The organism is Lactobacillus leichmannii, from assembly GCF_024701915.1.
Lineage (GTDB): Bacteria > Bacillota > Bacilli > Lactobacillales > Lactobacillaceae > Lactobacillus > Lactobacillus delbrueckii.
Genome location: NZ_QOCY01000046.1, coordinates 40,885 through 64,540 on the forward strand (window position 1 = coordinate 40,885; position 23,656 = coordinate 64,540).

At 48.3% G+C, this 23,656-nt stretch carries 18 protein-coding genes, 1 tRNA gene and 1 pseudogene; 5 read left to right on the forward strand and 15 right to left on the reverse strand.

Annotated elements, in window-relative coordinates; translation table 11 throughout:
- Window positions 1-78 precede the first annotated feature (78 nt).
- The 5 genes from DS743_RS06800 to DS743_RS06820 form a co-directional block, all read right to left on the reverse strand.
- Window positions 79-2,511, reverse strand: a complete 2,433-nt coding sequence (locus tag DS743_RS06800) for a CRISPR-associated helicase/endonuclease Cas3 (RefSeq protein WP_035185418.1) — start codon at window positions 2,509-2,511, stop codon at window positions 79-81.
- 47 nt (window positions 2,512-2,558) lie between these two features.
- Window positions 2,559-3,818: a sensor histidine kinase gene (locus DS743_RS06805; protein ID WP_035185419.1), complete on the reverse strand. Its 1,260-nt coding sequence runs from the start codon at window positions 3,816-3,818 to the stop codon at window positions 2,559-2,561.
- 2 nt (window positions 3,819-3,820) lie between these two features.
- Entirely contained in the window at window positions 3,821-4,489 is a 669-nt protein-coding gene (locus DS743_RS06810) for a response regulator transcription factor (protein ID WP_035185420.1), read from the reverse strand.
- Window positions 4,490-4,491: 2 nt separating this feature from the next.
- Window positions 4,492-5,100, reverse strand: coding sequence for a GTP pyrophosphokinase (locus DS743_RS06815; RefSeq protein ID WP_035185421.1), 609 nt, complete (start codon window positions 5,098-5,100; stop codon window positions 4,492-4,494).
- Window positions 5,101-5,285: 185 nt separating this feature from the next.
- Window positions 5,286-7,103 carry an FAD-binding protein gene (locus DS743_RS06820; protein ID WP_141372440.1) on the reverse strand — a complete coding sequence of 606 codons (1,818 nt, stop codon included), beginning with the start codon at window positions 7,101-7,103 and terminating at the stop codon, window positions 5,286-5,288.
- 230 nt (window positions 7,104-7,333) lie between these two features.
- Here DS743_RS06820 and DS743_RS06825 point away from each other — a divergent pair.
- A tRNA-Ser gene (locus DS743_RS06825) sits at window positions 7,334-7,422 on the forward strand.
- Window positions 7,423-7,556: 134 nt separating this feature from the next.
- The gene (locus DS743_RS06830; protein ID WP_035185423.1) at window positions 7,557-7,781 is read left to right on the forward strand and encodes a helix-turn-helix domain-containing protein; all 225 of its coding nucleotides are present in this window, start codon (window positions 7,557-7,559) and stop codon (window positions 7,779-7,781) included.
- A gap of 449 nt (window positions 7,782-8,230) precedes the next feature.
- On the opposite strand, the gene DS743_RS06835 is transcribed toward DS743_RS06830, so the two are convergent.
- The 3 genes from DS743_RS06835 to DS743_RS06845 form a co-directional block, all read right to left on the reverse strand.
- A complete protein-coding gene (locus DS743_RS06835; protein WP_257786137.1) occupies window positions 8,231-8,359 on the reverse strand; it encodes a hypothetical protein in 129 nt (42 codons plus the stop codon).
- Between the two features lie 216 nt (window positions 8,360-8,575).
- The gene (gene argH / locus DS743_RS06840; RefSeq protein WP_072544209.1) at window positions 8,576-9,958 is read right to left on the reverse strand and encodes an argininosuccinate lyase; all 1,383 of its coding nucleotides are present in this window, start codon (window positions 9,956-9,958) and stop codon (window positions 8,576-8,578) included.
- 35 nt (window positions 9,959-9,993) lie between these two features.
- Window positions 9,994-11,220: an argininosuccinate synthase gene (locus DS743_RS06845; RefSeq protein WP_003611079.1), complete on the reverse strand. Its 1,227-nt coding sequence runs from the start codon at window positions 11,218-11,220 to the stop codon at window positions 9,994-9,996.
- A gap of 566 nt (window positions 11,221-11,786) precedes the next feature.
- Between DS743_RS06845 and DS743_RS06850 the strand changes: the two genes are divergently transcribed.
- Window positions 11,787-12,692 carry a LysR family transcriptional regulator gene (locus tag DS743_RS06850; RefSeq protein WP_035185426.1) on the forward strand — a complete coding sequence of 302 codons (906 nt, stop codon included), beginning with the start codon at window positions 11,787-11,789 and terminating at the stop codon, window positions 12,690-12,692.
- Between the two features lie 18 nt (window positions 12,693-12,710).
- Window positions 12,711-13,616: a LysR family transcriptional regulator gene (locus DS743_RS06855; protein ID WP_003611089.1), complete on the forward strand. Its 906-nt coding sequence runs from the start codon at window positions 12,711-12,713 to the stop codon at window positions 13,614-13,616.
- Window positions 13,617-13,660: 44 nt separating this feature from the next.
- On the opposite strand, the gene DS743_RS06860 is transcribed toward DS743_RS06855, so the two are convergent.
- The 5 genes from DS743_RS06860 to DS743_RS06880 form a co-directional block, all read right to left on the reverse strand.
- Window positions 13,661-13,807 carry a hypothetical protein gene (locus DS743_RS06860; RefSeq protein WP_155114311.1) on the reverse strand — a complete coding sequence of 49 codons (147 nt, stop codon included), beginning with the start codon at window positions 13,805-13,807 and terminating at the stop codon, window positions 13,661-13,663.
- Between the two features lie 52 nt (window positions 13,808-13,859).
- Entirely contained in the window at window positions 13,860-14,279 is a 420-nt protein-coding gene (locus DS743_RS06865; RefSeq protein ID WP_002877544.1) for a hypothetical protein, read from the reverse strand.
- A 22-nt stretch (window positions 14,280-14,301) separates the two neighbouring features.
- Window positions 14,302-16,728: an Aq_aa27 family P-loop NTPase gene (locus DS743_RS06870; RefSeq protein WP_072544210.1), complete on the reverse strand. Its 2,427-nt coding sequence runs from the start codon at window positions 16,726-16,728 to the stop codon at window positions 14,302-14,304.
- A 65-nt stretch (window positions 16,729-16,793) separates the two neighbouring features.
- A complete protein-coding gene (locus DS743_RS06875) occupies window positions 16,794-16,979 on the reverse strand; it encodes a hypothetical protein (protein ID WP_171031064.1) in 186 nt (61 codons plus the stop codon).
- A gap of 103 nt (window positions 16,980-17,082) precedes the next feature.
- Window positions 17,083-17,988 (reverse strand): LysR family transcriptional regulator, encoded by a 906-nt coding sequence (locus DS743_RS06880; RefSeq protein WP_072544211.1) that lies wholly within the window; start codon window positions 17,986-17,988, stop codon window positions 17,083-17,085.
- Between the two features lie 367 nt (window positions 17,989-18,355).
- Between DS743_RS06880 and DS743_RS06885 the strand changes: the two genes are divergently transcribed.
- Window positions 18,356-19,291: a LysR substrate-binding domain-containing protein gene (locus tag DS743_RS06885; protein WP_035185430.1), complete on the forward strand. Its 936-nt coding sequence runs from the start codon at window positions 18,356-18,358 to the stop codon at window positions 19,289-19,291.
- Between the two features lie 77 nt (window positions 19,292-19,368).
- Here the strand turns inward: DS743_RS06885 and DS743_RS06890 are convergent.
- Window positions 19,369-22,217 (reverse strand): annotated as a pseudogene (locus tag DS743_RS06890) (YfhO family protein).
- A gap of 121 nt (window positions 22,218-22,338) precedes the next feature.
- Window positions 22,339-23,592 (reverse strand): tetratricopeptide repeat protein, encoded by a 1,254-nt coding sequence (locus DS743_RS06900; RefSeq protein ID WP_035185432.1) that lies wholly within the window; start codon window positions 23,590-23,592, stop codon window positions 22,339-22,341.
- Window positions 23,593-23,656: the final 64 nt, after the last annotated feature.

Below are 23,656 nucleotides of genomic sequence, written 5' to 3' on the forward strand. Positions count from 1 at the left end.
CCACTTTGAGCAAATTCAAGAAAGCGCTTTTTATAATTGCGAAGGAGACTATCATTTTTCTCTTCCTAACACCACATTTTAAAAACTAACGAAGTTATTGTTAGTAGGATTTTCAACTAATCCAATCCCATCATCGTAGTGGTCATCTCTAATAGCAAATATCTCATTTTTCTGATATTCGTCTCCTAGAGAAATTACAGCTCCTTTGTCAATTAATTCTTTAAGCTTTGTCCGATAAACACCTACCAAATATGGTTGAGACACTTTCAAGAGTTCTTTAAGTTGTCTGCTTCCTTCTCGTGAATTCAACTTCGTAATAATTTCTTTGCCTAAACCATATGGGGCAATCAAAGACACCATGTCTTCATCGATCACTTCAAAATTCCGTGCTATCGTCTCACTAGCAGACCCTTCAATAGTTTTAGGACCACTATGATATTCGTTAACATATTTTTGCATCAATTTACTGCCATCGATGCAATCTGCCAAATATACTTGATAACCATGATCACTTACCAAGTATTCCTTGTCAGCATCCCTATATAAAACTTGGAAGTAGTAGTTGATTGTCTCATCTTCTAAGAAAGAATCTGCCTTGTACTTTCCATCCAGCATTCCTTGGACGATTTCTTTGCCGTTCTTTATTTCCTGCAAGCTGTTTAATTTCTCTGCAGTTTGATCCATTAAAATTAGGTTTACTGTTCCATATTTCTTTTCAGCATTCCTATTGCACCTTCCGGCTGACTGGACAATTGAATCCAAACCACACAGCGATCTGAAGACGCAGGAGAAACTAATATCTACCCCAGCTTCAATAAGTGCGGTTGAAATGCAAATCACATTTTTTCCTTCCGCCAGCAGTTCCTTTATTTCTTCAATTGCCTTTTTACGGTGTTCTGGGCACATTCTTGTTGTGAGAATGTAAACGTAGTCTTGAGCACCTTTTTTGACCTCATTAAACACTCTTTCTGTCGCTGAAATTGTGTTGAAAATGGCAAGGACAGATCCTTGTGCTCTGGCAGCTTCTAAAATCATTTCTGCTGCTTCAGTTACTGTTAGCTGATGGTCTGCTCCATCCTTTTTAGTGCGATCAATGATTTTCACCCGTTTGAACTGCTGAATTCTACTTGACAAATTAGAAATCATTTCAGGCTTACCAGCCAACTTTAATGAGGTTCCTGATGATAAATTATTAAAGGCCGGTTGTGTTGCCGTACATAGCACAATATTGCATTTTCCAATATTGCTCAAAAAGTTAAGAAGCTTGTTAAACATTGATATAGTCTTTAACGGTAGTTTTTGCACTTCATCGAAAATAATTACTGAGTCACACAAGTTATGAAAGCGCCTGCGATTAACCGTACTCTTGGCATAAATGCAATTTAAGAACTGAACCGTCGTGGTAATTACAATTGGACTGTCCCAGTTATCCTCAGCAAGTCTGACTGTCTTTTCAACCTCAGTATCATCTTCTGTCAGATCATTTGAAACGTTTGAATGAAATTCTAGTATATTAGTAGTATTTTTAGAATTATCATTGAGCATATTCCGAATCACTTCTGCATTTTGCTCAATAATCGTGATATATGGAAGCACATAGATAATATGCTTCTTTTTAGTCTTGATCGCATGCTTCAATCCATAACGCAAACTTGCCAATGTCTTCCCACCACCTGTCGGAATAGACAAGCGGTAAATACCATCTGCTTGGTCTGCAAAAGCATCACATTCATCCGACATTTCGGAACGAGCTTGATTGATTTTCGTGCTCTGGTCAAATTTGCTTATACTGTTTAGCAACTTGCCATAGTACTGCTCAAAGATTTCATCATACTGGTATTCAGTTGCACTCTTACCAAATGAAAACAGAGATGTGTCTGTCCGGTCAGCATCTAACAAACAAGAGTAGATAAACTGGCCCACATAGTAAAGATTGTCAAGTAAGCCATCTTGATCCTTTAGCAACTCCTTAAAAAGTTGGCTAAACTCTCGCATCGCCGTCTTTAAATAGATATTAAAGTCGTTTTCTGCCATCGTTTCTTGATAAAAAAGACTTTCAGCTTGCTTCAGTTCTATTTTTTTCTCGGGATCAATATCAAACTTTTCAACCCTTTCGTAATAGGGACTTTTTAAGCGGGCGTTTAGATAGTCTTTCAATCCTAAACTATTATGGTGAGAGAAAACCGCATTAGAAATGATTTCAGCAAAAAGGCTATCTGCCGAAAATTCTTCCGGCTGTTGCGATAATTCTTTAACTTTCTCTTTGAGGAAAACTGCGCCAAAACTAGAGTGATCAACACTGCCTTTCTTGGCTTTTTCAGAATGCCTAATATACTTTTGGAATTCTTGCCGATATTTACCCAAATCATGTACTAAGGCAGCTACGCCTGTTACATGTGGTATTCCTAAAATATCACCATATTTTTCAGCATACATCTTGCTATTCCAAAGATGATCCCTTAAGGTCTGGATCTCCTCTGAATTTTCTTTTGTGTGAGCAATATAAGTCATATTATTTCTCCTTTTTTAGCAAAAAAGCACCCCGCGAGGGAGTGCTTTTAGTGGACCCGCTTGAAAGTTACCGTAAAGTTCATCACGCCATCCGACCAGCCGGCATTGATTTTGCCGCCAAAAGCAGCGACCAGATCCTGGGCCATAGACAAGCCGATCCCAAAACCATTCTTTTGCTTCTGATCATAATGGTGGGATTCGTCTTCCCGGTAAAAACGTTCAAAGAAGCGGTTGGTATCGATCCCAGCCCCATTCTTATATGAATTGGTGACCGTCAAAACCGCGTTCTGATTAAGCCGGCTCTTGGCCAGGACAACCATGACTTCGCCTTCGGGATCACAATACTTCTGGGCGTTGTCGATCAAGATGTTGGCCAGTTCCAGCAGGCTGTGCTGTTCGGCGTTGATGTAGAGATCCGGATCGATGCTGACCACATACTTTTTATTATCCTTAGCCAGAACCGATTTAAATGAATCTGCTGATTCCTTGGTAATTTCTGAGAAATTGACCTTTGACAAGACCAGTTCTTCCGGTTCACTCATCCTAGTCAAAGTGATCAGCTGGTTGATCAAACCGGTCATCCGCACCACCTGCTCTTTGGTGCTTTCATTCCATTCATCATCATTACCCAGCAGCTCTTCCATTTCAGCGTTAGCGCTGATTACGGCCAGAGGGGTCTTCAGCTCGTGACCGGCATTGGTGATAAAACGCCGCTGTTTGTCGTAGGCATCCTTGATCGGCTGGATTGCCTTGTCGGCAAGCAGGGCCATAATGATGACAAAAACCAAAATCCCGCCGAAAGTGAAAATCAAGGCATATCTCACCAACAAAAGCGCTGACTGCATCAAAGGACTCAAGTCAATAAAGCAGATATAGTACTTGTTGGCAGAAATCTTTTTTGCCAAGTAGCGGAAGCGGACTCCATTAGATTGGATCGTCCCCTTCAACTGGCCAGCTGACAGGCGCATGGAGATCTGCTTTTTCCAGCTGGAAACCGAGTTGATTGAATAGCCGATGATGTGGTCCGCGTCAATTACGGTCAAAGTCTGTTTTTTCGTATTGATGTAGGCCGTGAAGTAGCGGTACTTGAAGATCCCTTCCTTATTGTACTGATCGCCTAGCCGCTTTTTGGCTTGAACCTCGTCCAGTCGGCCGTTATTTTTAACAATAATGGATAGGACTTGGTCAGCTTCATGGTTGGATTCAAAAAGGCTGATGCCGATCAAGCTGGAGAAAGAGAAAAACATGACCAAAAAAAGCGATAGCGTCGCCAGCCAGATAAAGCGCCGCCTGATTTTTTTAATCATGATCAGGCCCTCTCAAGGCAGAACTCGCCGCCCTTCTCGCCGGAAATCTGGACATTTGCACCGATTGAGGCCAGCTTGGACCGGAGGAAGGAGACGTATACCCAAACCACGTCTTCGCTTTCATCTTCATTCTTCCAAACATGGTTGAACAGCTCTTCCGTGCTGATGGCCTTGCCAGGATTGAGCAAGAAGTAGCGCATCAAGCCGGTTTCCTGCTTGGACAGACTGATAGAGTTGTTGCTGGACAGCTCTTGGGAGTTGAGGTCCAGCTTGAGGTTGTCGTAGTTCAGTTCTTGAGTGCTGTTGTAATCCTCGCTTCGGCGCTCTTTTGACCGCAGGCGGGCCAGCAGTTCCTTTAAGGAGAACGGCTTAGTCAAGTAGTCGTCAGCACCGACATCCAGCCCCGTTACCTTGTCGTCGATTTCAGACTTGGCCGTCAACATCATAATGTAGGTTTTGTCGCCAGTAGCGCGGATTTCCTTGACCGCGTCCAGGCCATTTTTGACGGGCATCATGATGTCCATGATGATGACGTCGTAGGGATGCTTTTTGACAGCATCAACGGCTTCTTGTCCGTTAAAAACTGAGTCGACATCATAGCCGCTTTTTTGCATGGCAACCGTCAAAACTCTGTTCAATTGTGCTTCGTCTTCAGCTAAAAGAATTTTCATAGTTACCCTTCCTTGATCAGTTGGCGGATTGTTTGCATGCTTACATCGCAAGATGCCAGTTCGTCAGCAACCCGCTTGAGTTCCTTGCTGATACGTTCAGGATTCTTGATGTCATGCTTGTACTTCATTTCGTGTTCAAGACTGGCCCAAGTCTCCATGGCAATTGTCCGCAGCTGGATTTCAACGTAGTAGGTGCCAGGCTTGTTGCCATGGACGTCTTCAAAGGGAGTGACTACTTCTATGATCAAGTGGTATGACCGGTAGCCGTTTGGCTTGGCATCGGTAATGTAGTCTTTTTCATTAATTATCTTGAAGTTGTCCTGCTTCTTCAACAAGTCAATGCAAGTGTAGATATCGTCAATAAAGTTGCAGACGATTCTGAGGCCGATCGCATCTCGATTTTCGATCAATGCAGACTCTGGCGTCAGCGGTAAACCTTTTCTTTCGCACTTTTGCGTCATGCTTTCTTCGCCTTTGACGCGACCTTTCAGGTACTCGTATAGCTTTTGCCCGTGTTTTGCACTATACTCCTGACCGATGCCTTGGATTTGCTGGAAAACAGAATCCAGGATCTGTGGAAGATAATCGGCGTACTTACCGTAAATGCTCACGCTTGTTCCTCACTCCTTCTCTATTACCTCTACTCTACCAAAGATCCTTGAAATTTGCTTGTGCTTTAACTGAAACTTATGGATAAAAAACATGGCCCAAATTCAGTATTGGGACCATGTTGTCTGCCTTAGCGGCTAATTTTTATTTTTGTGGATTGACTTCAACACGAGCACTTATCACGTTTTTAGGCTTTCGCGTAAGCACTTGCTCCATGTCCGGCAATAACCCCACTACCGATACATGAACCATAACAGAAGCCTGGGATGTCATAATATGGTGAGTACATCATTGAGCCGTTGTCAGTGCCAACTACATACATGCCCGGAATAACCTGGTCATCTTCAGCTAAAGCACGACACTCGTCATCAGTTTTTACTCCACCAAAAGTTGACCAAGCACTTACCTCACATTCAATGGCATAAAACGGCCCTTGCTTGACCGAGCTTAAGTACCATGGATTGGCACCAAATTGCTCATCTTCTCCTTTTTCACAATAACTGTTATAAGACGCTACTGTACCTGTTAAATGATCGAATCCAGTCTTTTTAGCAAGTTCTTCCAAAGTGTCAGCCTTTACAATCCAACCTTCATGAATTCCTTCTTCAAGATCACTATCCAAGCTCTTCAAGGCACCTCTTTGCTTGTAGTAGGAGCCGATAAACCAGTTGTCATGGTTAGCTCCACGCTTGGTTAAGTACTCATACAGGCCTTCATCCCGCATTTTGTCAACATATTCCTGGTCAACAATGGCGTAATATGGTGAGTGGCGCAAGGTCGGCTCTTCACCATATGACATTGGATAATCACATAGCAAGCCTTCATTCATGAAGCGCTTTCCTTGGTTGTCAACTAACAGATTACCGTAAATGCCAAACTTGAATGCTAGGTTCTGGTCATATTTATCTTGGGTTGCTGGGCGACTGGCCTTGGGGTTGGTTCCACCATACTCACAGCCACAATAGCCAAAGGTCTTGTCAAGAATTGTACCTGCCTTTTGCGCGATAGCCAACCCGTCACCGGTGCAGAGACTCTTGCCGCGAGCAGCAACGTTCACGTGTGTTGTGCCTAGATACTTTAAAAGTAGTTCCTTGTTGCCAAGATATCCACCACTGGCGATGATAACGCTCTTGGCATGAACGGTAACTTTCGAACCATCCTTCCGCTGACCAGCAACGCCTGCAATTTTACCGTTTTCCTTCAGAACTTCTTTGGCTGCCGTATTAAAGAACGCATCAACACCATATTTTTCGTAAGCTTCAGTCCAAAGACGGACGCGCTTATCAACATCGGTTAAAATCAAATGGAAGCCGCCCTTTCCATCGACGAAAGGAGTTTTAAAACGGAAGTTTGCTTCCTTAAATTGGTAACCGATCTCCAATAAGTTTTCAACCGCTTCACTCGAATGCTCAAGGTAGTTCCTAATCAAAGCAGAATTCGGTTCCCAGTGAGTGTAATTCATCACATGTTGGAAAACTTCATTAACCGTCAAAGTAGTCCCACGTTCACGCAAGACTGGAGTATTAACGGCAAATGGGCCTGAAACTTTTACTCCGTTAACCGCTGCTAAATTACCAGCTTTTTCCAAAACAACCACCTTACTGCCCGCCTTGGCAGCAGTGATAGCTGACATAAAGCCTAATGCACCACTGCCGATAACTACAACGTCAGCTGTAACATCAGCATCTGGAAGCTTGGTTTCAGTAACATGTGCTGCTTCAGTAAATGTTTTAGGGTCCCCGCCAGCTTCAGTAATTGCTTCTTCTACACTACTGGTCACTGCTTTAGTCAACTTTGTTGCACCACTAATCGCATCTAAGTTTAAAGACTGATTAGCGACAACTTCTGGGATAAATCTGTCTTTTAAATCGTCTACAAAAGCCTGTGTTTCATTTTCTTCAAGAACTTCAATTTTAGTCAGTTTTTCTTCATCAAAAGAAACGCGTAACTTAACCGTAGAATGATGTCCTTCTGCTTCGACTTCATAATCGCCTTTTTTGTACATTATTATGCCTCTTGCTTTACTTCAAGAATATACTTACAAAATACAGATAGCTCCTCAAAGCAGTTGAAATGTCATTATTAGTCCCCAATATCAACTATTTGCTAAAGAGATATTACATTAAACTCTTTAACGAGCATTACCTATTAATTATAACACTTAAGAAAACGGTTTCACCATCTTAAAAAATAATTTGCAAGAAACAAAAATTAAGGTATACTATTATTGTTAATGGAGAGTTGGCAGAGCGGTAATGCAGCGGACTCGAAATCCGCCGAACCAATGTTGAATTGGTGCGCAGGTTCAAATCCTGTACTCTCCTTATTATAGTCAAAATGGCATCCCTATAGGAAGTATTTCAAAGTAGCCAGTAGTTTTAACTACTGGCTTTTTCTATCCTTGTCCCAAAAATTATCTGCATCTATAGAAAATAAATGGAAAGGACATCTAAATCAAATGAACGCGTTGCAAGAATATCTTGATCAAAACGGTGTCACTCGCCACCAAGTAGCTAAACAAACTGGGATTGCTAATACGACCTTAGCCAACGCCGTTAAAGAAACTAAACCATTATCCGGGCAAACCGTCAAAGTCATTACCACGGTTGCACAGGCCCTGGGTAAGACGCCAGGCCAAGATCTTGATGATCTGATTGAACTTGACGAGGATAATTCAAAGTAACCATTTCTCATCTAGTTTTCCATGCAAAAAGTCGCTTAGAAGATCTCTAAGCGGCTTTTTTAACTCCTCAAAATTCTGTGTCAAACCATTATTTAAGTATCTTGTCAATCACCTTAAAAGCCAGTCAAAATAGGGAGATAATACCGCAAATCACAATAAACATGATCACGTCAATGTAGCGCCATATAAACCATATAAGCAATCCCGACAGGATAACTCCTATAATCACAGAGCATCCCCACTTGTGCCACCATTCTTTCACCCTAACACCACCACATTCCTCCAGCTAACTTAAAGAGGCCGCCTGTCGCCCCCCGACTAGAAATTCCCCTTTACTCCTCAAAACTCCCTAAACTTTTTTCTACGTTCCGCAATGTGATATTCCAAATTGTCCAAATCTCCTTCGTTTCAAGCCCAACGGTGGATAAAATCTATCGTAATCCCCCGCCTCATAGCATAGCTCTTTTAAACTCTGATTTTTCTGCGCCGCTTAAACTTTCCCACTTTGCCCTCATCCTTTTGTCTTCTTTAGATTCGCCCATTCCATTACCTCCTAATAATGCGCTTTCTTCCTCCAAATTATATCATCTCCCCGCCCTCTTCCTCTACCTAAAAAGCGGATCAAGCCTTGCAGCCTGGTCCGCCTTTTGCGTCTGTTCTAATTTTCTTCTTCCGCGATCTGCTTTCTGTATTCGCTGACGCCCTTCCAAATGGTAAAAGCCTGTAGGAAGGAATTCTGTCAAAAGATGCAAAAAAGCCAGGACAAATTTGCCCTGGCTTAACAGCGATTAATCCTAATTTTCTTCCGCCAGCTTGCCTCTGACCTCATCAACCTGCTTTTGGACTGACTCCGGCGTCGGTCCTCCCAAAGAAGTCCGCTTGGCCAGGCAGTTATGCAGGTCAATTGCCTGGTACAAGTCTTCCTCAAACAAGTCGCTGTAGCCCTTGTAAGTTTCAAGCGGCAAGTCTTCTAAAACCGTGTCTTGGTCGATACACAAGGCCACCAATTGCCCGGAAATATGGTAGGCATCTCTAAATGGCATCCCCTTCTTAGTCAAATAGTCCGCCAAGTCCGTCGCGTTAATAAAGCCCTTCTGCGCCGCCTGGTGCATAGCCTTCTCATTAGCTTCCAATGTCTTGATCATCGGGATAAAAGTCTCCAGGCACAGCTCAACATTGTCGATGGCGTCAAACAGGGCTTCCTTGTCTTCCTGCATGTCCTTATTGTAGGCCAGGGGCAGTCCCTTCAAAGTCGTCAGAATCGCCATCAAGTCCCCGTAGACCCGGCCGGTCTTCCCCCGGGCCAGTTCAGCCATATCAGGATTTTTCTTCTGCGGCATGATGGATGACCCAGTCGTATAAGCATCCGCCAGGCGGACAAAGTGAAATTCCCAAGATGACCACAAGATCAGCTCTTCGCTTAAACGGGAGAGGTGCATCATCACCAGCGCCAAATCACTTAAATCTTCCACCACATGGTCCCGGTCGCTAACCCCGTCTAAACTGTTGGCTACCGGAGCCTTAAAGCCCAAAAGTTCCGCTTCATAGACCCGGTCGATCGGGTAAGTCGTCCCGGCCAGGGCGCAGCTGCCGATTGGCGAATAGTTCATCCGCTCTTCCATCTGCCCGAGACGTTCCAGATCCCGCATGAACATGTAAGCATAAGCCATCAGCTGGTGGCCAAAAGTGACCGGCTGGGCCCGCTGCAGGTGGGTATAACCCGGCATGAGGCTGGCCTTGTACTTTTCTGCCTGGTCACAAAGAGCCGCCACCAAATCTTTTAAAAGCTGCTTGATCTGCCCGTTTTCTTCCCGCATGTACAAGCGGATATCCAGGGCCACCTGGTCGTTTCTTGACCGGGCCGTGTGCAGCATCTTCCCGTCCTGGCCGATCCGGTCAGTCAGGGTCTCTTCAATGAACATATGAATGTCTTCAGCGGCCGGATCGATTTCCAGCTTGCCGCTATTTAAGTCAGCCAAGATGCCCTCCAAGCCGGCAATGATTTTCGCACTTGCTTCTTCAGGAATAATCCCCTGCTTGGCCAGCATCTTGGCATGGGCAATGGAGCCGGTTATGTCTTCTGGATACATTCTTTGGTCAAAACGGATGGATGAGTTGAAGTCGTCCGCGATCTGGTCAGTCTTACCGGAAGTTCTGCCGGCCCACATTTTTTTCATATCACAATCACCTAATCTAAAAAACTTGTCCCGTCTTACTTCTTCTTGGCGTCCAGCTTGGCTTGCACCTGGATCGGTAGCCCGAAGAGGTTGATAAAGCCAGCGGCTTCCGCCTGGTCGTAGTCTGATTCGTCAAAAGTTGCCAGTTCAGTTGAGTAAAGGCTGTTTGGCGAAGTCACCCCGGCCTTGATGATGTTGCCCTTGTAGAGCTTCAATTTGACCGTCCCGGTCACGCATTCCTGGGTCTTGTCGACAAAAGCAGCCAGTGCTTCTCTTAATGGAGTAAACCATTGCCCGTCGTAAACCAGTTCTCCGTAAGTAATGGCCAGTTCTGACTTCTTGTGCTGAACCTGCTTGTCCAGGGTGATAGTTTCCAGGTATTCGTGGGCAAAGTAGAGAATGCTGCCGCCTGGAGTTTCATAAACCCCTCTTGACTTCATCCCGACCAAACGGTTTTCGACCAAGTCCAAAAGGCCAATCCCATTTTCCCCGCCGACCTTGTTCAGCTTCTCCAGCATTTCCATTAAAGGCATTTCCTGCCCGTTTAAGGCAACTGGTACGCCCTTTTCAAAGTCCAGCTGCAGGTAAGTTGGCTTGTCCGGGGCATCAAGCGGTGACACGCCCATTTCCAAAAAGCCCGGCTTTTCATAAGTTGGCTCAAGACTCGGGTCTTCCAAATCCAGCCCTTCATGGCTTAAATGCCAGAGGTTCTTATCCTTAGAGTAGTTGGTCTCCTTGCTGATCCGCAAAGGAACATTATGAGCGGCGGCATAGTCGATTTCATCTTCTCTGGAAACCAGGTCCCATTCCCGCCAAGGAGCAATGATCGGCATGTCCGGGGCAAAGTGCTTGATCCCTAATTCAAAACGTACTTGGTCGTTGCCTTTACCGGTTGCCCCGTGGGCAATCGCGTCAGCCCCTTCCTTAATAGCTACTTCCGCCAGGGCCTTGGCGATCAAAGGACGGGCGTTGGCCGTCCCCAGCAGGTAGCCTTCGTACTTGGCATCAGCCTTCAGACATGGCAGCAGGTAATCGTTGACATACTCTTCTTCCAAGTTGGCTACGACCAGCTTGGCCGCCCCGGAGTTCTTGGCCTTTTCCTCCAGGCCTTCCAGTTCATCCCCCTGGCCGACATTGGCTGAGACCGCGATGATTTCCGGGTTGTTGTAGTTTTCCTTCAACCAGGGGATAATCACGGAAGTGTCCAGGCCGCCGCTGTATGCCAATACGATTTTCTTGATCTTACTCTTGTCGATGTTCATTAATATTCTCTCCTGTAAAATTCTAACTTGCTTTTAATCTGCTCCGCTAGTCCGCCTCATTTTTATCACCTTTTCTATCAAAAAAGCCGCCCCTTTGCTAATTGCAAAAGGACGACTTGCTCGCGGTACCACCTTTAATTCCCAGCCATATCCGGCTGGACCCTCTTGATTCTTAACGCGAATCAAACGATGGCCGCTTCTCGGTCATTTTCCCGGCTGCGTTCCCCGCGCTGGCTCTGTTTCCTCTCAACTACGAAACTCGCTTGAAGAGTCAGGGGAGCGGGTCTACTTCCTTCGTTTAACTTGTTGGACTTAATTCTAACAGGTCTCTCATTTTATGCAAGCCCCCTTTACAAACTTTTTTGAATTTTTCTGCGAAAATCTACATAAAGTGCTTGCCATTTTCACGGCAAAGCCCACCCTGATCGCCTTTATCCAAAATTGATTACATTTTTTACTTTTTTGATCAATTTTTTAAACCAGTTCTTTGACTCGGACTAAATAATGGGGTATTCTTTCCTCATAACGAGGACAAGCAAAATTAATCAGAAAGACTAATACTATCCATGAATACCGATAAAATCAAAATTTTCCTTGATTTGGCAGAAAGCCTGAACTTCTCGCGGACTGCTCAAAACATGAATATTACCCAGTCGGCTGTTTCCCAGTCAATTTCTTCATTAGAGCGCTACTTAAATACCAAGCTCTTCTACCGCAGCCGCAAAGAAGTCAATTTGACCCCGGCCGGCCAGCTCTTTTACCAGGGGATGCAGCCGGTCATCACCCAGTTCAACAAGGCCGTCACCCATGCCCGGGAAGTGGCCCAGTCAGTTAATACTCTCTTGACCATCGGCTTCTCCGGGTCCGGTTATGACCGCTACGCCATCAACCAGTTGATCCATGAATACCGGAAGGTCAGACCGGAAGTCAAGATCTTCTTGGAAAATTACGACCACCGGACCATGGTTGCCCGCTTAAAGCAGGGCTTTTGCGACGTGATCTTGACCGGACCAGAATCAATCGACTCCGGCATCACCCTAACTTACGACAAGCTGCTGGAAGGACGCTTTTATGCCGTCTGCAGCAAGAACTACTGCTACATGGGCAATTCGCCCGTTACCATGAAGGATTTGTCTAAGGAGCGCTTGATCTTCCTGGACAACAGCTGGTGCCTGCCCAAGCAGAACTCCCTGCAGAATGCTTTAAGCCGGGACCTGGCCAGCCTGGACTATGCCATAGCTAACAACATGGCCGACTACACCCAGATGATTTCCGCCGGCCTGGGCATCGGCATCTGTGCTGACTTTGTCGTTGACCCCAGCGATGACCAGCTGGAGCTTTTCCCTTTGGAAAAGGGAGTTACTGATGAAATCGGCATCGTCACCTTGAAGGACCGGAAGTCACCGGCCACCGACTTTATCGCCTGGGTCAAAGAGCGGGGGCTGCCGGCCACCCACCCGGTCACAAAATAAGGTGCTGGAGAGCAAAGAATGAACACAGAACACTTGGCAATTTTTATTAACCTGGCTGAAACCCTGAGCTTCTCCGGGACAGCCATGAATATGGGGGTCTCCCAGTCGGCGGTCTCCCAGACCATTTCCTCGATGGAGCGCTATATCGGGGCCGACCTTTTCTACCGGACCAGGAAGAAGGTCTCCTTAACCCCAGTTGGCAAGGCCTTTTATGAAGACATCCGCCCTGTCCACCACAATTACGTGGACACTTTAAGGCAGCTGGAAGCCCTAAACGAGCAGGCCAGAGACAAGATCACCATCGGCATCAGCAATTCCCCTTACGAGATCTTTGCCTTGTCTAAAAGCATCAAGGCCTACCAAGCGGAAAATCCCAAGGTCCAATTTTACATCGAAAGCCATAACAACCGGGACCTGGTTGGCCTCTTAAACGAAGGCGCCCTGGATATCGTCTTCTTAAGCCAAGACTCCTTGAGTCCGAGTGCCAATGTCAAATTCAAGCCGCTTTTAACAGGCAAGTACTGTGCCGTTTTCCATCAGGACTATGATTTTGCCATCCGCGGATCGGTCAAGCACAGCGACCTGGACAAGCAAAGAGTTATCTTCTTAAGTGACAATATCTGCACCCCTGGCCAGTACTCTTTGCAAAAGATCCTCTGGCAGAAACTACCCCACCTCAAGGTAACTTCGGCCAACTCCATCAACGCTGCCATGCTCAGCATCAAGGCGGGCCTGGGCATCGGCATCCTGCCCAACTTCCTCTTGCCTGACCAGCTGAAGGACTTGACAGTCGTTCCCCTGTCCGGAAAAAACGAGGTCAACTATGGCACAGCCATCCCCGAGCGGACCATGTCTACCGCCAGCCAGGACTTTTATGACTGGCTGGAAGAGGGCAAATTGCCAGCCATGCATGAACTGGCTTAAATTAAAAGGCTAGAAGCACTTACTGCTTCTAGCCTTTTTGCATGCTATTTCAAATTTTCCTTGGCGGTCAAGGCCAGGTCCCAGGCCAGCCAGTCGCCGCTGCTTTCTGAGCCCAGCCACTTGTCCAGCCTGCCCAGGCTGACCCCGGTCAATTTCACCCAGGCCGCCTTGGTTAAGCCTTTCGCTGCCAAGCTGCCGGCAGGCACTTTTTTAAAAAAGGTCAGGTCAGCTGGGCCAAATTCGTCATTTCCGGTCCTCTTTTCTAGCCAGAGCTTCCTTCAGCGGCTTAAAGCGCTTGTCGCCCGTGGAAAAATCTCTGACCAGCCACTGGAAGTCACCTTCATACTTGCAGTACAAAAAGCAGCAGGCCAGGTAGTCCCCCTGCTCTTCAGTAGCCCGGTCAAAAACTTCCGTGTCCGCGTAATTTTCCAAGACCAATTGGTCTTCATGCTCGTCCCGGTAGTAGGCCCGGCTTTCTTCCGCCGTCTTCCCCAGCCTCTTTAAGTCACCCAAACTGACCAGGGCCAGGACTTGCTCATAATCCTGGTAGTTTTCCTCCAGGATCCGGCCGGCGGTTTCCAAGTCCCCGTCATGGTCCAGGACCAGGCTGGAAACGGTATTGTCTTTTTCTTGAACGGCAATCATGCTTTGCGTGTCGGTCATTTTACTCTTCTTTCTAAAAAAATTACTTGAAAAAGCGGTCGAAGAAGCCGCGGGGCTTCTTTTCCTCGCTCTTGGCGGCCTCCTTGGCCTGGGCCAGTTCATCCTGCAGCTTCTGGATCTGGTCGGCCTGCTCCTTCTTCTCAGCTTCTGCCTGCTGCTGCTTTTCAGCCTGGGCTTCCTTTTCCGCCAAAAGCTGGGCATTCTGCTCGGTGACCTTTATCATCCGGTCCATCATTTTGGCATTCTTCTTCAAGTATGGAGCAATGTTTTCGACCATTCTCTGCCCCTGGACTTCCGCGACGGCTCTGGCCTTTTCAATTTCAAAGCGCTCAGCCGCGATCCCAGTTTCCTTCTCATAGCGCTCAATCAGCAAGTGGTTGCCCTGCCAGAGGTCCATATTGGCCATCTTGACCGTCAGCCCCTGGCTGTTAAAAGTCTTGCAGATCTCAGCTGAAGCCGGCAGGTATGCGAAGTAGCGGTTGATGTCGTTGCCCTTGTTGGGGAAGACCCGGGCGGGAATCATGCATTCCGGATTGTCCCGGGTAAAGGTGATTTCCCGCAAGGTCGCCTCATCGTGCAAAAGAATGCTCCAGTTCCGCCGGCCCAGGTCCTCAACAATATTGTAGTTCTTTATGTGGAAGTAGTACTTGGTTTCCGTGTTGACCAGGCCGTATTCTTCAACCAACTGCCAGAAGGAGTGCTTAACCGGGTAAAGGAAGTCGTGCTTGAGCTTCAAGTAGTCCTCGTCATCCATCTCTTCCAGCCAGCGGTCGATCTGCCGGGTCAGGTAAAGAAAGAGGGTGTTGTTCAACCAGTGGCCGTGGTTGTCGGTATTGCCATCCAGGTATTCAAAAAAGTGGATGTCCGCGTCCGTCTTCTTGCGGAACTGGTTGCCCTGGCTGATCACGTAGCCCCTGCGGCCAACTTCAGTCAAAAGCTCGAGATCCTTGCCCTTGCTGTTCATGCTGAAAATGGCCACCGGTTCCACTCCCAGTTTCTCGCCATGCCGGTTGCTCCGTTTCTTCAAAAAGCTCTGGGCGGCGCTGGAAGAAAAGAGGGAGACTTCCGGGTCATCGATGCAGATCGGGGTGATGACCTGGTCTTCATCCATGTAGTGGTCGATAAAGTTCCAGATATTCTTGTTGATGACCTTGGGGTTGGAGCTGTAGGCGCTGACCCGGTCCTGCTTGCTCAAGCTCTTGCCGGCCAGCAGCTTCTTTCTGACCGCTGCCGTCATCCCGAAGAGCTTGTCTTCTGAACTGGCCTGGACGATCTCCTTGGTATTGCCGATGGTCAAGTTGGAGGCAATTTTAAGTAGGGTCGACTTGCCAGTTTCCCCCTGCCCGACCAGGCCGGCCACGATCGGGACGTCTTCCACGATCCCGTTTCGCTCATCGATGGCCTGGCGGATCTTCCAGATGCTGCCGCTTTCCAGGACATACATCAAGAAGGAGAAGGCAGCCTGGGATTCATTATCCTGCTTGCGGTCCCGGTAGAAGCGGATAATGTCAAAAATTGCTGACACGTCCTGCCGGGTCGGCTTTTGGACCGCGACTGGTTCTTCCTGGTAGGAGCCGATTGCCGGCTTCTCCAGAATCGTCCCGGTTACCGGGTCTTGCAGGTAAAGGGGGCGCGGGTAGTGGGCCTTTTCATCCGGCAAAACAATGGCCTCGCCATTTTCATTGCCTTCGCCAAAGACGATCTGGCTGAGCCGCTTACTCAATTCCTCATCAGCCAGGATCTTTTTTCCCGTCAAGTTCTCCTTGTCAATCCCGCTTTTAAAGCGGAGGAGCTTGGCCGTCTTCTTAAAGGACACGCCGGCCTGACTTTGGCCTAATTGCCCTAGCCGGGTCGCTTCTTTGAAATCCTTTAAAGGTGCCTCAGCCATTTTATCTGCCAAGCCGCTGACTTCCAGCAGGTACTGGGATCGCTTGTCTTCTGCCAGGTCCAAATAGCCCTGGTAGATCTCCTTGTCTAAAATATCTCTGGCCTTGGCCGTCAGCTCTTTGACCAGCTGCTGGACCATGGCCCAGTCGTCACCGGTCTTTTCCCCGCTGCTTAAGGAGTAGGTCGCCCCCTGCCCCCAGTAGAAGCGGTACTGGTCTTTCCCGGTCAGCAGGAAGAAGTTGCTTTCTTTCTGCGGTGAAAAACTAACCGCCAGCCGGCCAGCAGCCAGTTTTTCCTTTAAGTCCGGGCAGTCGCTAGCTAAGAGCGGAAAAAGCCGGGACAGTTCACTTGCCGCGGCAAGTTCGGGAACTTCTTCCTCCCCAAAAAGCAGGCAAAACTTTACCTGCTTAAATAAAGGGCTGAGCTCCCGGTCCAGCAGGGTCCAGTCAGGAGCGGCCAGGGCGGCCGTCAGACTCCCGTATTCCTCCCCTGCTTCCTTGATGTCTTCCAGCAAGCCGTGCTGGATCAGTAACTTTCGCTGAGTATCAATAATCCTTGCCATCTGTCTTATTTCCCATTCATGACTTTTTGCCTGCCATATTGCAGACCTTTAACAAGATTATAGCACTATCCGGCCAGTTTTCGGCAGCGTTTACCCGCTTTACTGGCAAGATTCTGCGGATTTTTGCCAAAAGAAAGCCGGCCTGGATTGGCTGCGGGATCTTCATTCTCTTTGCCTTGATCTGGCTCTTTGGCCTCATCACCAGCCAGTCCCGCCTGCAACTTCTTCTTGGTCGGCGCCTTGTTCATCATGTTGATTGGCTTCGGCGGCCGGCACAAGCAGGTCCTGCTGCAAGAGAAAAGGCAGGCTGCTATCGCCCTTAAGCAAAAGAATTACGACCAGACCGCTAGTGAATTAAGACCACGTTAAGCCCCGGGTCTGGCAGAAGTCCACGATAAAGGAAGCCATCTTCTGGGCAACCTTCGGCTCTTGGGCCAGATTCCGGCTGGCCAGGCTGATGGTGTAAGAAGTATCTTCCCTTACCGGCACGGCAATGGCACCAGCAGATTCGTGGTACTTGGACTTAGGCAAGAGAGCCACCCCTTCACCGATCGCCACCAGGTCAACCAGGGTCCGCATATCGTCAGTCACGCTGCTGATCTGGGGATGGATGTCATTTTTAGCAAAAACGTCAGCGATGATCCCGGCCAAGGCATGTTCTTCCCCAAAAGCCAGGTAAGGATACTGCTCGATCTGCTTCAAGCTGACCGACTTCTGCTTGGCCAGTTCATGACCCGCCGGCAAGAGCAGCTCCAGCTTTCTGTGCATCATTGGTACTAAGTCAAAGCCGGCAATCTTTTCACCCGGCCGGGTTGTGACAATGGCCAGGTCCAGTTCCCCGCTTTGCAGCATGTCCAGGAGCTTGCCGGTCACGGCCCGCTTTAAATTGAAGTCGATCCGGTATTCCGGATTGACCTGCCGGTAGTCCTTGATCACATCGGTAATGAATTTATGGGCCACGATTTCAGCCACCCCGATTGACAGCTTGCCGCTTTCGCCCAGGGCCATCTCAGACAACTGCCGCCGCCCTTCCTGGATCTGCTGGACCCCGGCTTCACTGTACTCTTTGAAGACCTTGCCGTAAACCGTCAGGCGGATGTTGCGGCCTTCTCTTTCAAAAAGGGGAACGCCCAGTTCCTCTTCCAGTTTCTTGACCGCGTAGCTCAAGGTTGGCTGGGAAATCCCCAGTTTTTCCGCTGCCTGGGCCATATACTGGGTCTCAGCCAGCTCGTTGAAGTATTCCAAGTGTTGAAAGTTCATGTCTTTTTCCTCATCGTTAAGTCTTACCTCTTATTTTTGCCAAAATTTAGTTTTTAGCAAGAATTTAGCATTTTTTAAAACGTTTTTTAGTAATTTTCAAACTTTTTTGCCAAAATTTCCTGCTAAAAACCGCCAACATAAGTTCGGAAATATATGATTCAGATTTCATATACCGCTTTTATTCCTCTTTCTTGATTGGAAAAGTCGCATTTATCCGAAAAATCAGCAGTAATTATTTGAATTTCACCGAATATTATGTCAAAATTGAGTAAGCATGATTGGCGTTGACTAATAAGAAAAAGGCGCTATAATAATCTTATTGTAAAATTTATTTTGTAAATTCATTTACTTAAAAGAGAGCCTTAAGATGAAACAAGACGTACTTTACCAAATCTTGACTACTGCTGAAGACTGCCAGACAGTCAGCGATATCGCTAAGAAGCTTTTCTTGAGCCATCCATATGTCAGCCAGGTTTTGAGCAAGGCAGAAAAGAAATACAATGTCGTTCTCCTGGAAAGAAGAACCCTGCCGATTGAACTGACTGAAGCCGGCCGGACCCTTTGCGACGGCTTAGCCAAGCTGCACAGCGACCAGATGAAGATCGAACAGGACCTGCGTCGCTTCACTGAAGAAGAGCAGTCCTACATCAAGATCGGTTTCTCCCCGATCTGGGCACCAGGCGAAAGCAGGAAGATCATCCCCGTTCTGCAAAAGCAGTTTGAAACCACCCGCTTTGAACTGATCAAGACCTTCTCTATCAACTCTGCCAAGCGTTTGATCGACAACCGGATGGTTGACATCTACCTGGGGCCGCTCCTGCGGGGGGAAAACTTGAAGAACTTCTTCCTCTTCCAGCCTCGGATCTTCTTGATCATCCCTGAAACCAGCAAACTTTACCAAGAAGGCAAGCGGGACGTTCCGTTCAGCCAGCAGCTCTTGATGGACCTCAGCGAAGAAAAGATGGTTTCCTTAAGCGATGACTCCGGCTTCCAAAAGGCCGTTGACCACCTGCTTGAAGACCAGAACCTCTCCGTTAACAAGAGTATCAAGGTCAACGACTACGAAGTCGCCCTGCAAATGGCAGTCGGCGGTTTGGGCTGGACGGCAACTTTGGAATACATGCTGCCGGACCTGGACCCAGACCTTAAGTACAACCAGGTTGAACTTCCTCACACCTTGATCCAGTCAGACAACGGTTTGACCATCCACATAGACTCCAACGACCGGGCCAAGGAAGTTGCCCAGGTGATGACCAGACTGATGAAGGATGACCTGGTTGCCCGCAAGCTGATCAAGGAATAAGAGCAGAAATTTAAAAATATGCAGACAAAAAACGAGCCAGCTGGCTCGTTTTTTTATTGGCATTTGACTATTAAAAACTATTTTTCTTTCTTCTTGGCCCGGAATTCCCGCCGCCATTCTTTGTGACTAAACGCGGCATAAACCAAGATGGCTAAAGCCGTCAAGAGTGAAATCAGCAGGCCGCTTCGCAATCCCGGCGTCCGGTAAACCAGGCGGACGCGGTGCTTGCCTGCTGGCATTTTGAAGCCGACAAAGGCCGTGTTGGTCTTAATTACCTTGACTGCCTTGCCGTCAACCGTAGCCGTCCAACCGTTTGAATAAGGGATGGTCGAAGTAACGACACCGGCTTTATTGCTAGTAAAGAGGCCGGTCAGCTGGTTTTGCGCGAGTTTCAGCTGCTTGACCCCCTGCTTTTGAATCTGCCGCACTTCTTTCGTGTATTCTTGATTCAAAGGAATTGCTACAACTTTGATCTTGAAGCGGTAGGTCCCCAGTTTTGAAGGCTGGAAAGTCAGACTATTGGGCAGAGTCTGATAAGTGCCCATGTTCATGACCGCGCTGTCGACCAGGCGGTAAAAAGAAGTCATATCCTGGCTTCTCTGCACAATTGTTTCACTGGCCTTCTTCCCCGTTACCGTCAGCTTGTAGCTGGGGTCTGGTGAACCGGCCAGAAGGTGGTAGCGCCAGTACTTGTAGCGGGTCGCCCGCTCATTAAAGGTCTGCCCGGCCAGGTCGGCCTCCTGCTTGGCCTTCTTCAGCTCCAAGTCCAGCTGCTGGCTTAAAGTGAAAGGCTGGTAGGAAATCTGGCTGATCTCGACATGCAACTCGCTTTTGCCCAGTTTGGCCTTTTCTCTATCTGACAAGTGTAGCTTCAACTTGTAGCTGGCATCAGAGTTCGTATAGGTCAATTTATTCTTGCTCAGCTTCTTACCACTGGCATCGACCAGGCTGGCCTTGATGGTCTTGACCCCGGTCAATTTCGCGGCTTTAAGTCCAACCCCCTTGGCCACCACCCCGCTGGCCAGAGCCCGCTCTTTTTGGCTCGCTGACAGTTTTTGGTAGCGGCTGGGGCTAATTGCCTTATAGCTTAGCCAAAGCAGCGGGAAGGCCTCTGTGGTCTTGTAGAGCTCGGCCTGGTAGACAGACTCCTGATTTTGATCTTTTTTCTCCTTGCCAGCAGCGATCAGGTCGTAAGTCCCGGGCACCTTGCTACCGTTTACTGAGTATTTTTGGTTAAAAATATAGCGGACGCCCAGGAAATTGTTCAATATCGTCCGGTCATCAAGCTGGTGGAAGGGAATGTTGTTGTCATACTGCAGGTTGCCCAGGTCGGTCGAGAACTGACCCAGGTACTGGTTCTGGATGGAATAGTAAGATGACACGTTGGCCAGGCCGCTGGTCAAGTCGTTAAACAGCTTCTTCTGGCTGACAAACTGGTTATTTGACACCGTGTTGACCCGGTAAAAGCCGGCCGGCAGGATATGGTTCAAGCCGCCATAGCGGTCTTCCGCGATTTGCTCATATTCCCCCCTGACCAGCATTTTGGCCGCAAAGTTGCCATTGTATGGAAGAGCCGCGTACAGGGCGTTAAAGGCCAAGTTAGCCGCTACAGTAAGCAATAACGCTCGCTTTAAAGCCCGTCCTTCGTTGACCAGGTAGCTGGCCCCCAGACTGAGCAAGAGGAAGATGACTGGCAAGAAGAGCTTGTAGTCATTTTCCAAAAAGGACATGGCGACCAGGTAGACCAGGTAGATTCCGCTGGTGGTAAAAATCAGCCGCATCTCCTTTTGACTGACCGCCTGCTCACTGATGGCCTTGACAAAGACCATCACGCTGAAGGCAAAAGGCAGGTACAAGAGCAGAGTCCAGCGGTTTGACGCTGACATCCCCCCGTTAAAAACCGCCCCGACTGCCGGGATCAAGAGCATGACTGCCCCTAATAACAGAGAAGCAGCGACCAGCCGGTACTTGCGCCAGTTACGGAAGAGGTAGACCAGGGCCGGCAGGATGATGCTGGCCAGGCCCAAGGCTGACCAGAACATCAACTTCCAGTTGTCCCCGTCAATCAGTTCCTTTGGCAAAAGCAAGTAGTAGTAGGCCGGATAAAAGGTCAAGCCATTGGCAAACTGCGATCCGGTTCGGGTGGAGTTGACCACGGCCAAAAGTTCCGGCAAAAGCAGGCCGGCTGACAGAAGGACCGCTCCTAAACTGGCAAAGAAGAGCTTCTTAATTGTTGGCCAGAAAGGAATCTTTTTCCAATAAGCCAGGCCCCAGCGCAAAAACAGGTAAATGATTGCCCCCAGGCCCAGGACAAAGGCCAGGTAATAGTTGCTGACCAGCATCCAGACAAAGACCCCGAATAAGGGCCAGGCGCTGCCCCCCTGCAAGAGTCGCTCCAGCTGGACCACGATCAAGGGAAAAAGAATAAAGGTCGTGGTGAACATCGGCTGGGCCAGGGCCGCGTACAGCAGGTAGGCATTGACCATGTAGACACCGCTGCCAATCAAGACAACACCGTCTTTAAAGTCAAAATGGCGGGCAAAATAAACAAAGGCCAAGCCCACGCAGTACAGGCGCAACAGCAGGATCAGCTGGTAGGCAAAGACCAGGTGGCTGGTCGGAAATAAAAGGGCCAGATAGGCAAAGACGTCACCAATCGTATAGTAAGAAAAGACTGAAAACAGGTCACTGTCCAGGACCATTCAGCTGGCCCCTGGCTTAAGTGGCGCAGGAAACTGAACACGTACTCCCGGTACTTGACCAGCAAGGGCAGGTGCTGGTTGGCCGTGTCAGTGTTCCAGATCAGGCTATGGCCCGTAACCAAGTAAGGTCCAAAAACACAGGCCGCCAAAAAGAGGAAGAAGACCGAGTACTTCCAGTAGACGGCCCGGTCACGCTTTTTGTTAAAGCTGAATTGCAAAATCATCCCTCCAAAATGTTTAATGGTCTATCTTTTTATTCTACCGCTTTTCTTCCCTGCCCGCTAAAAGGCTAGAAAATATTAAAAAAGAAAAATGACCAGCAAAAGCTGGTCATCATCCAAAATTCTAATTTCTCAGCTGTTCGTAAAGATCCTGCATTTCCTGGTCATCTGGCACAAGCTTCAAGTACTTTTCCAGCAATTGCCGGGCCAGATCGCCATGGGCGCTCTCTTGAGCAAAGGAGATCATTCCCCGCAAGAAGGCAGGACTGGTCTGCAGGCTCTGGTAGGCCAAGAGATATTCCTGCAGGGCCTGGTCATATTTTTTCATTTCCTGGTAGGACCGGGCCATGTTCCAGTGGGCCTGGGGCTCCAGATCGCTGTCAGCCAGAGCAGTAAACAAGGCCAAGGAGTCCTCTGCCCGCCCCTGGGCTAAGTAGAGGTCGCTCAGCAAGAGGCGGAGGCTGGAATTGTCCGGGTTGACCTCAAGGCCCCGCTGCAAGAGGTCCTCAGCATCCTCATCCTTGCCTAATTTGGCAGCTGCCTTAGCCCCAGTCAGGTAAAGCTCTTCATCCAGCTCATTGTAGCCCAGGCCCGTCTGAGCGGCAAAGAGGGCTTCTTCTGGGTTGTCTTCTTCCTGGTAGGCCTTGGCCAGGAAAGGATAAGCGTTAACGTAGTCAGGGCTTTGCTTAATGACATCATCAAGGAAGGAAATGGCCTTGTCAAACTGGCCGGCCTCTTCCATGATTACCCCGGCTTGGTACTTGGCGTCGATGTCCAGGAGGTCTTCTTTATGGTCATTGATAAAAGCAGCTGCTTCTTCATACCGGCCCAGTTTAGCCAGGGTCTGGAAGACCCGCTGGTTAAGATTGACTTCCCCGAACATGGTCTGTCTTTGCCGCAAGTCCTGGTACAGAGGCAGGGCCTGGTCGTTCAAGTCGCTCATGTAGTCCAGTTCCGCCAGGCCAAAAGTAATGGCATCTTCATCCGGGGCCTGCTGCCGGGCCTGCTCCATCTTGGCCCGTGCCGTTTCGATCAGGCCCTCGCTTTGGTAGTAGTCAGCCTGGACCAGGAGGCTTTCCAGATAGGCATCTGAATCAGCCGGCACATTGTAAAGCAGGGTCAAGCCATCGTCCTCTGCTCCGTCATTGAGGAGGATTTCGGCCAGGTAGACCTTGAAGAGGTCTTCATTGGGAAAATCAGCGATCAAGCTGCGGTAGACTTCCTTCGCCAGGTCGGTAAAGCCCAGGTCGGTCAGGTTTTCCGCCAGAGACGCCAGGATCTCCGGATCATCGTTTTCCAGGGCCTGCTTCAAGAGGGCGCGGCTCTCGCTGAAACGGTGACCTTGAATCGCGTCCAACAATTGTTCAGAATATGTCATCTTTGTCCTCACTTTCTGCTTACTATTGTACCGTAACTAGTCAGCTAAATAAGTTTTTTGCCCA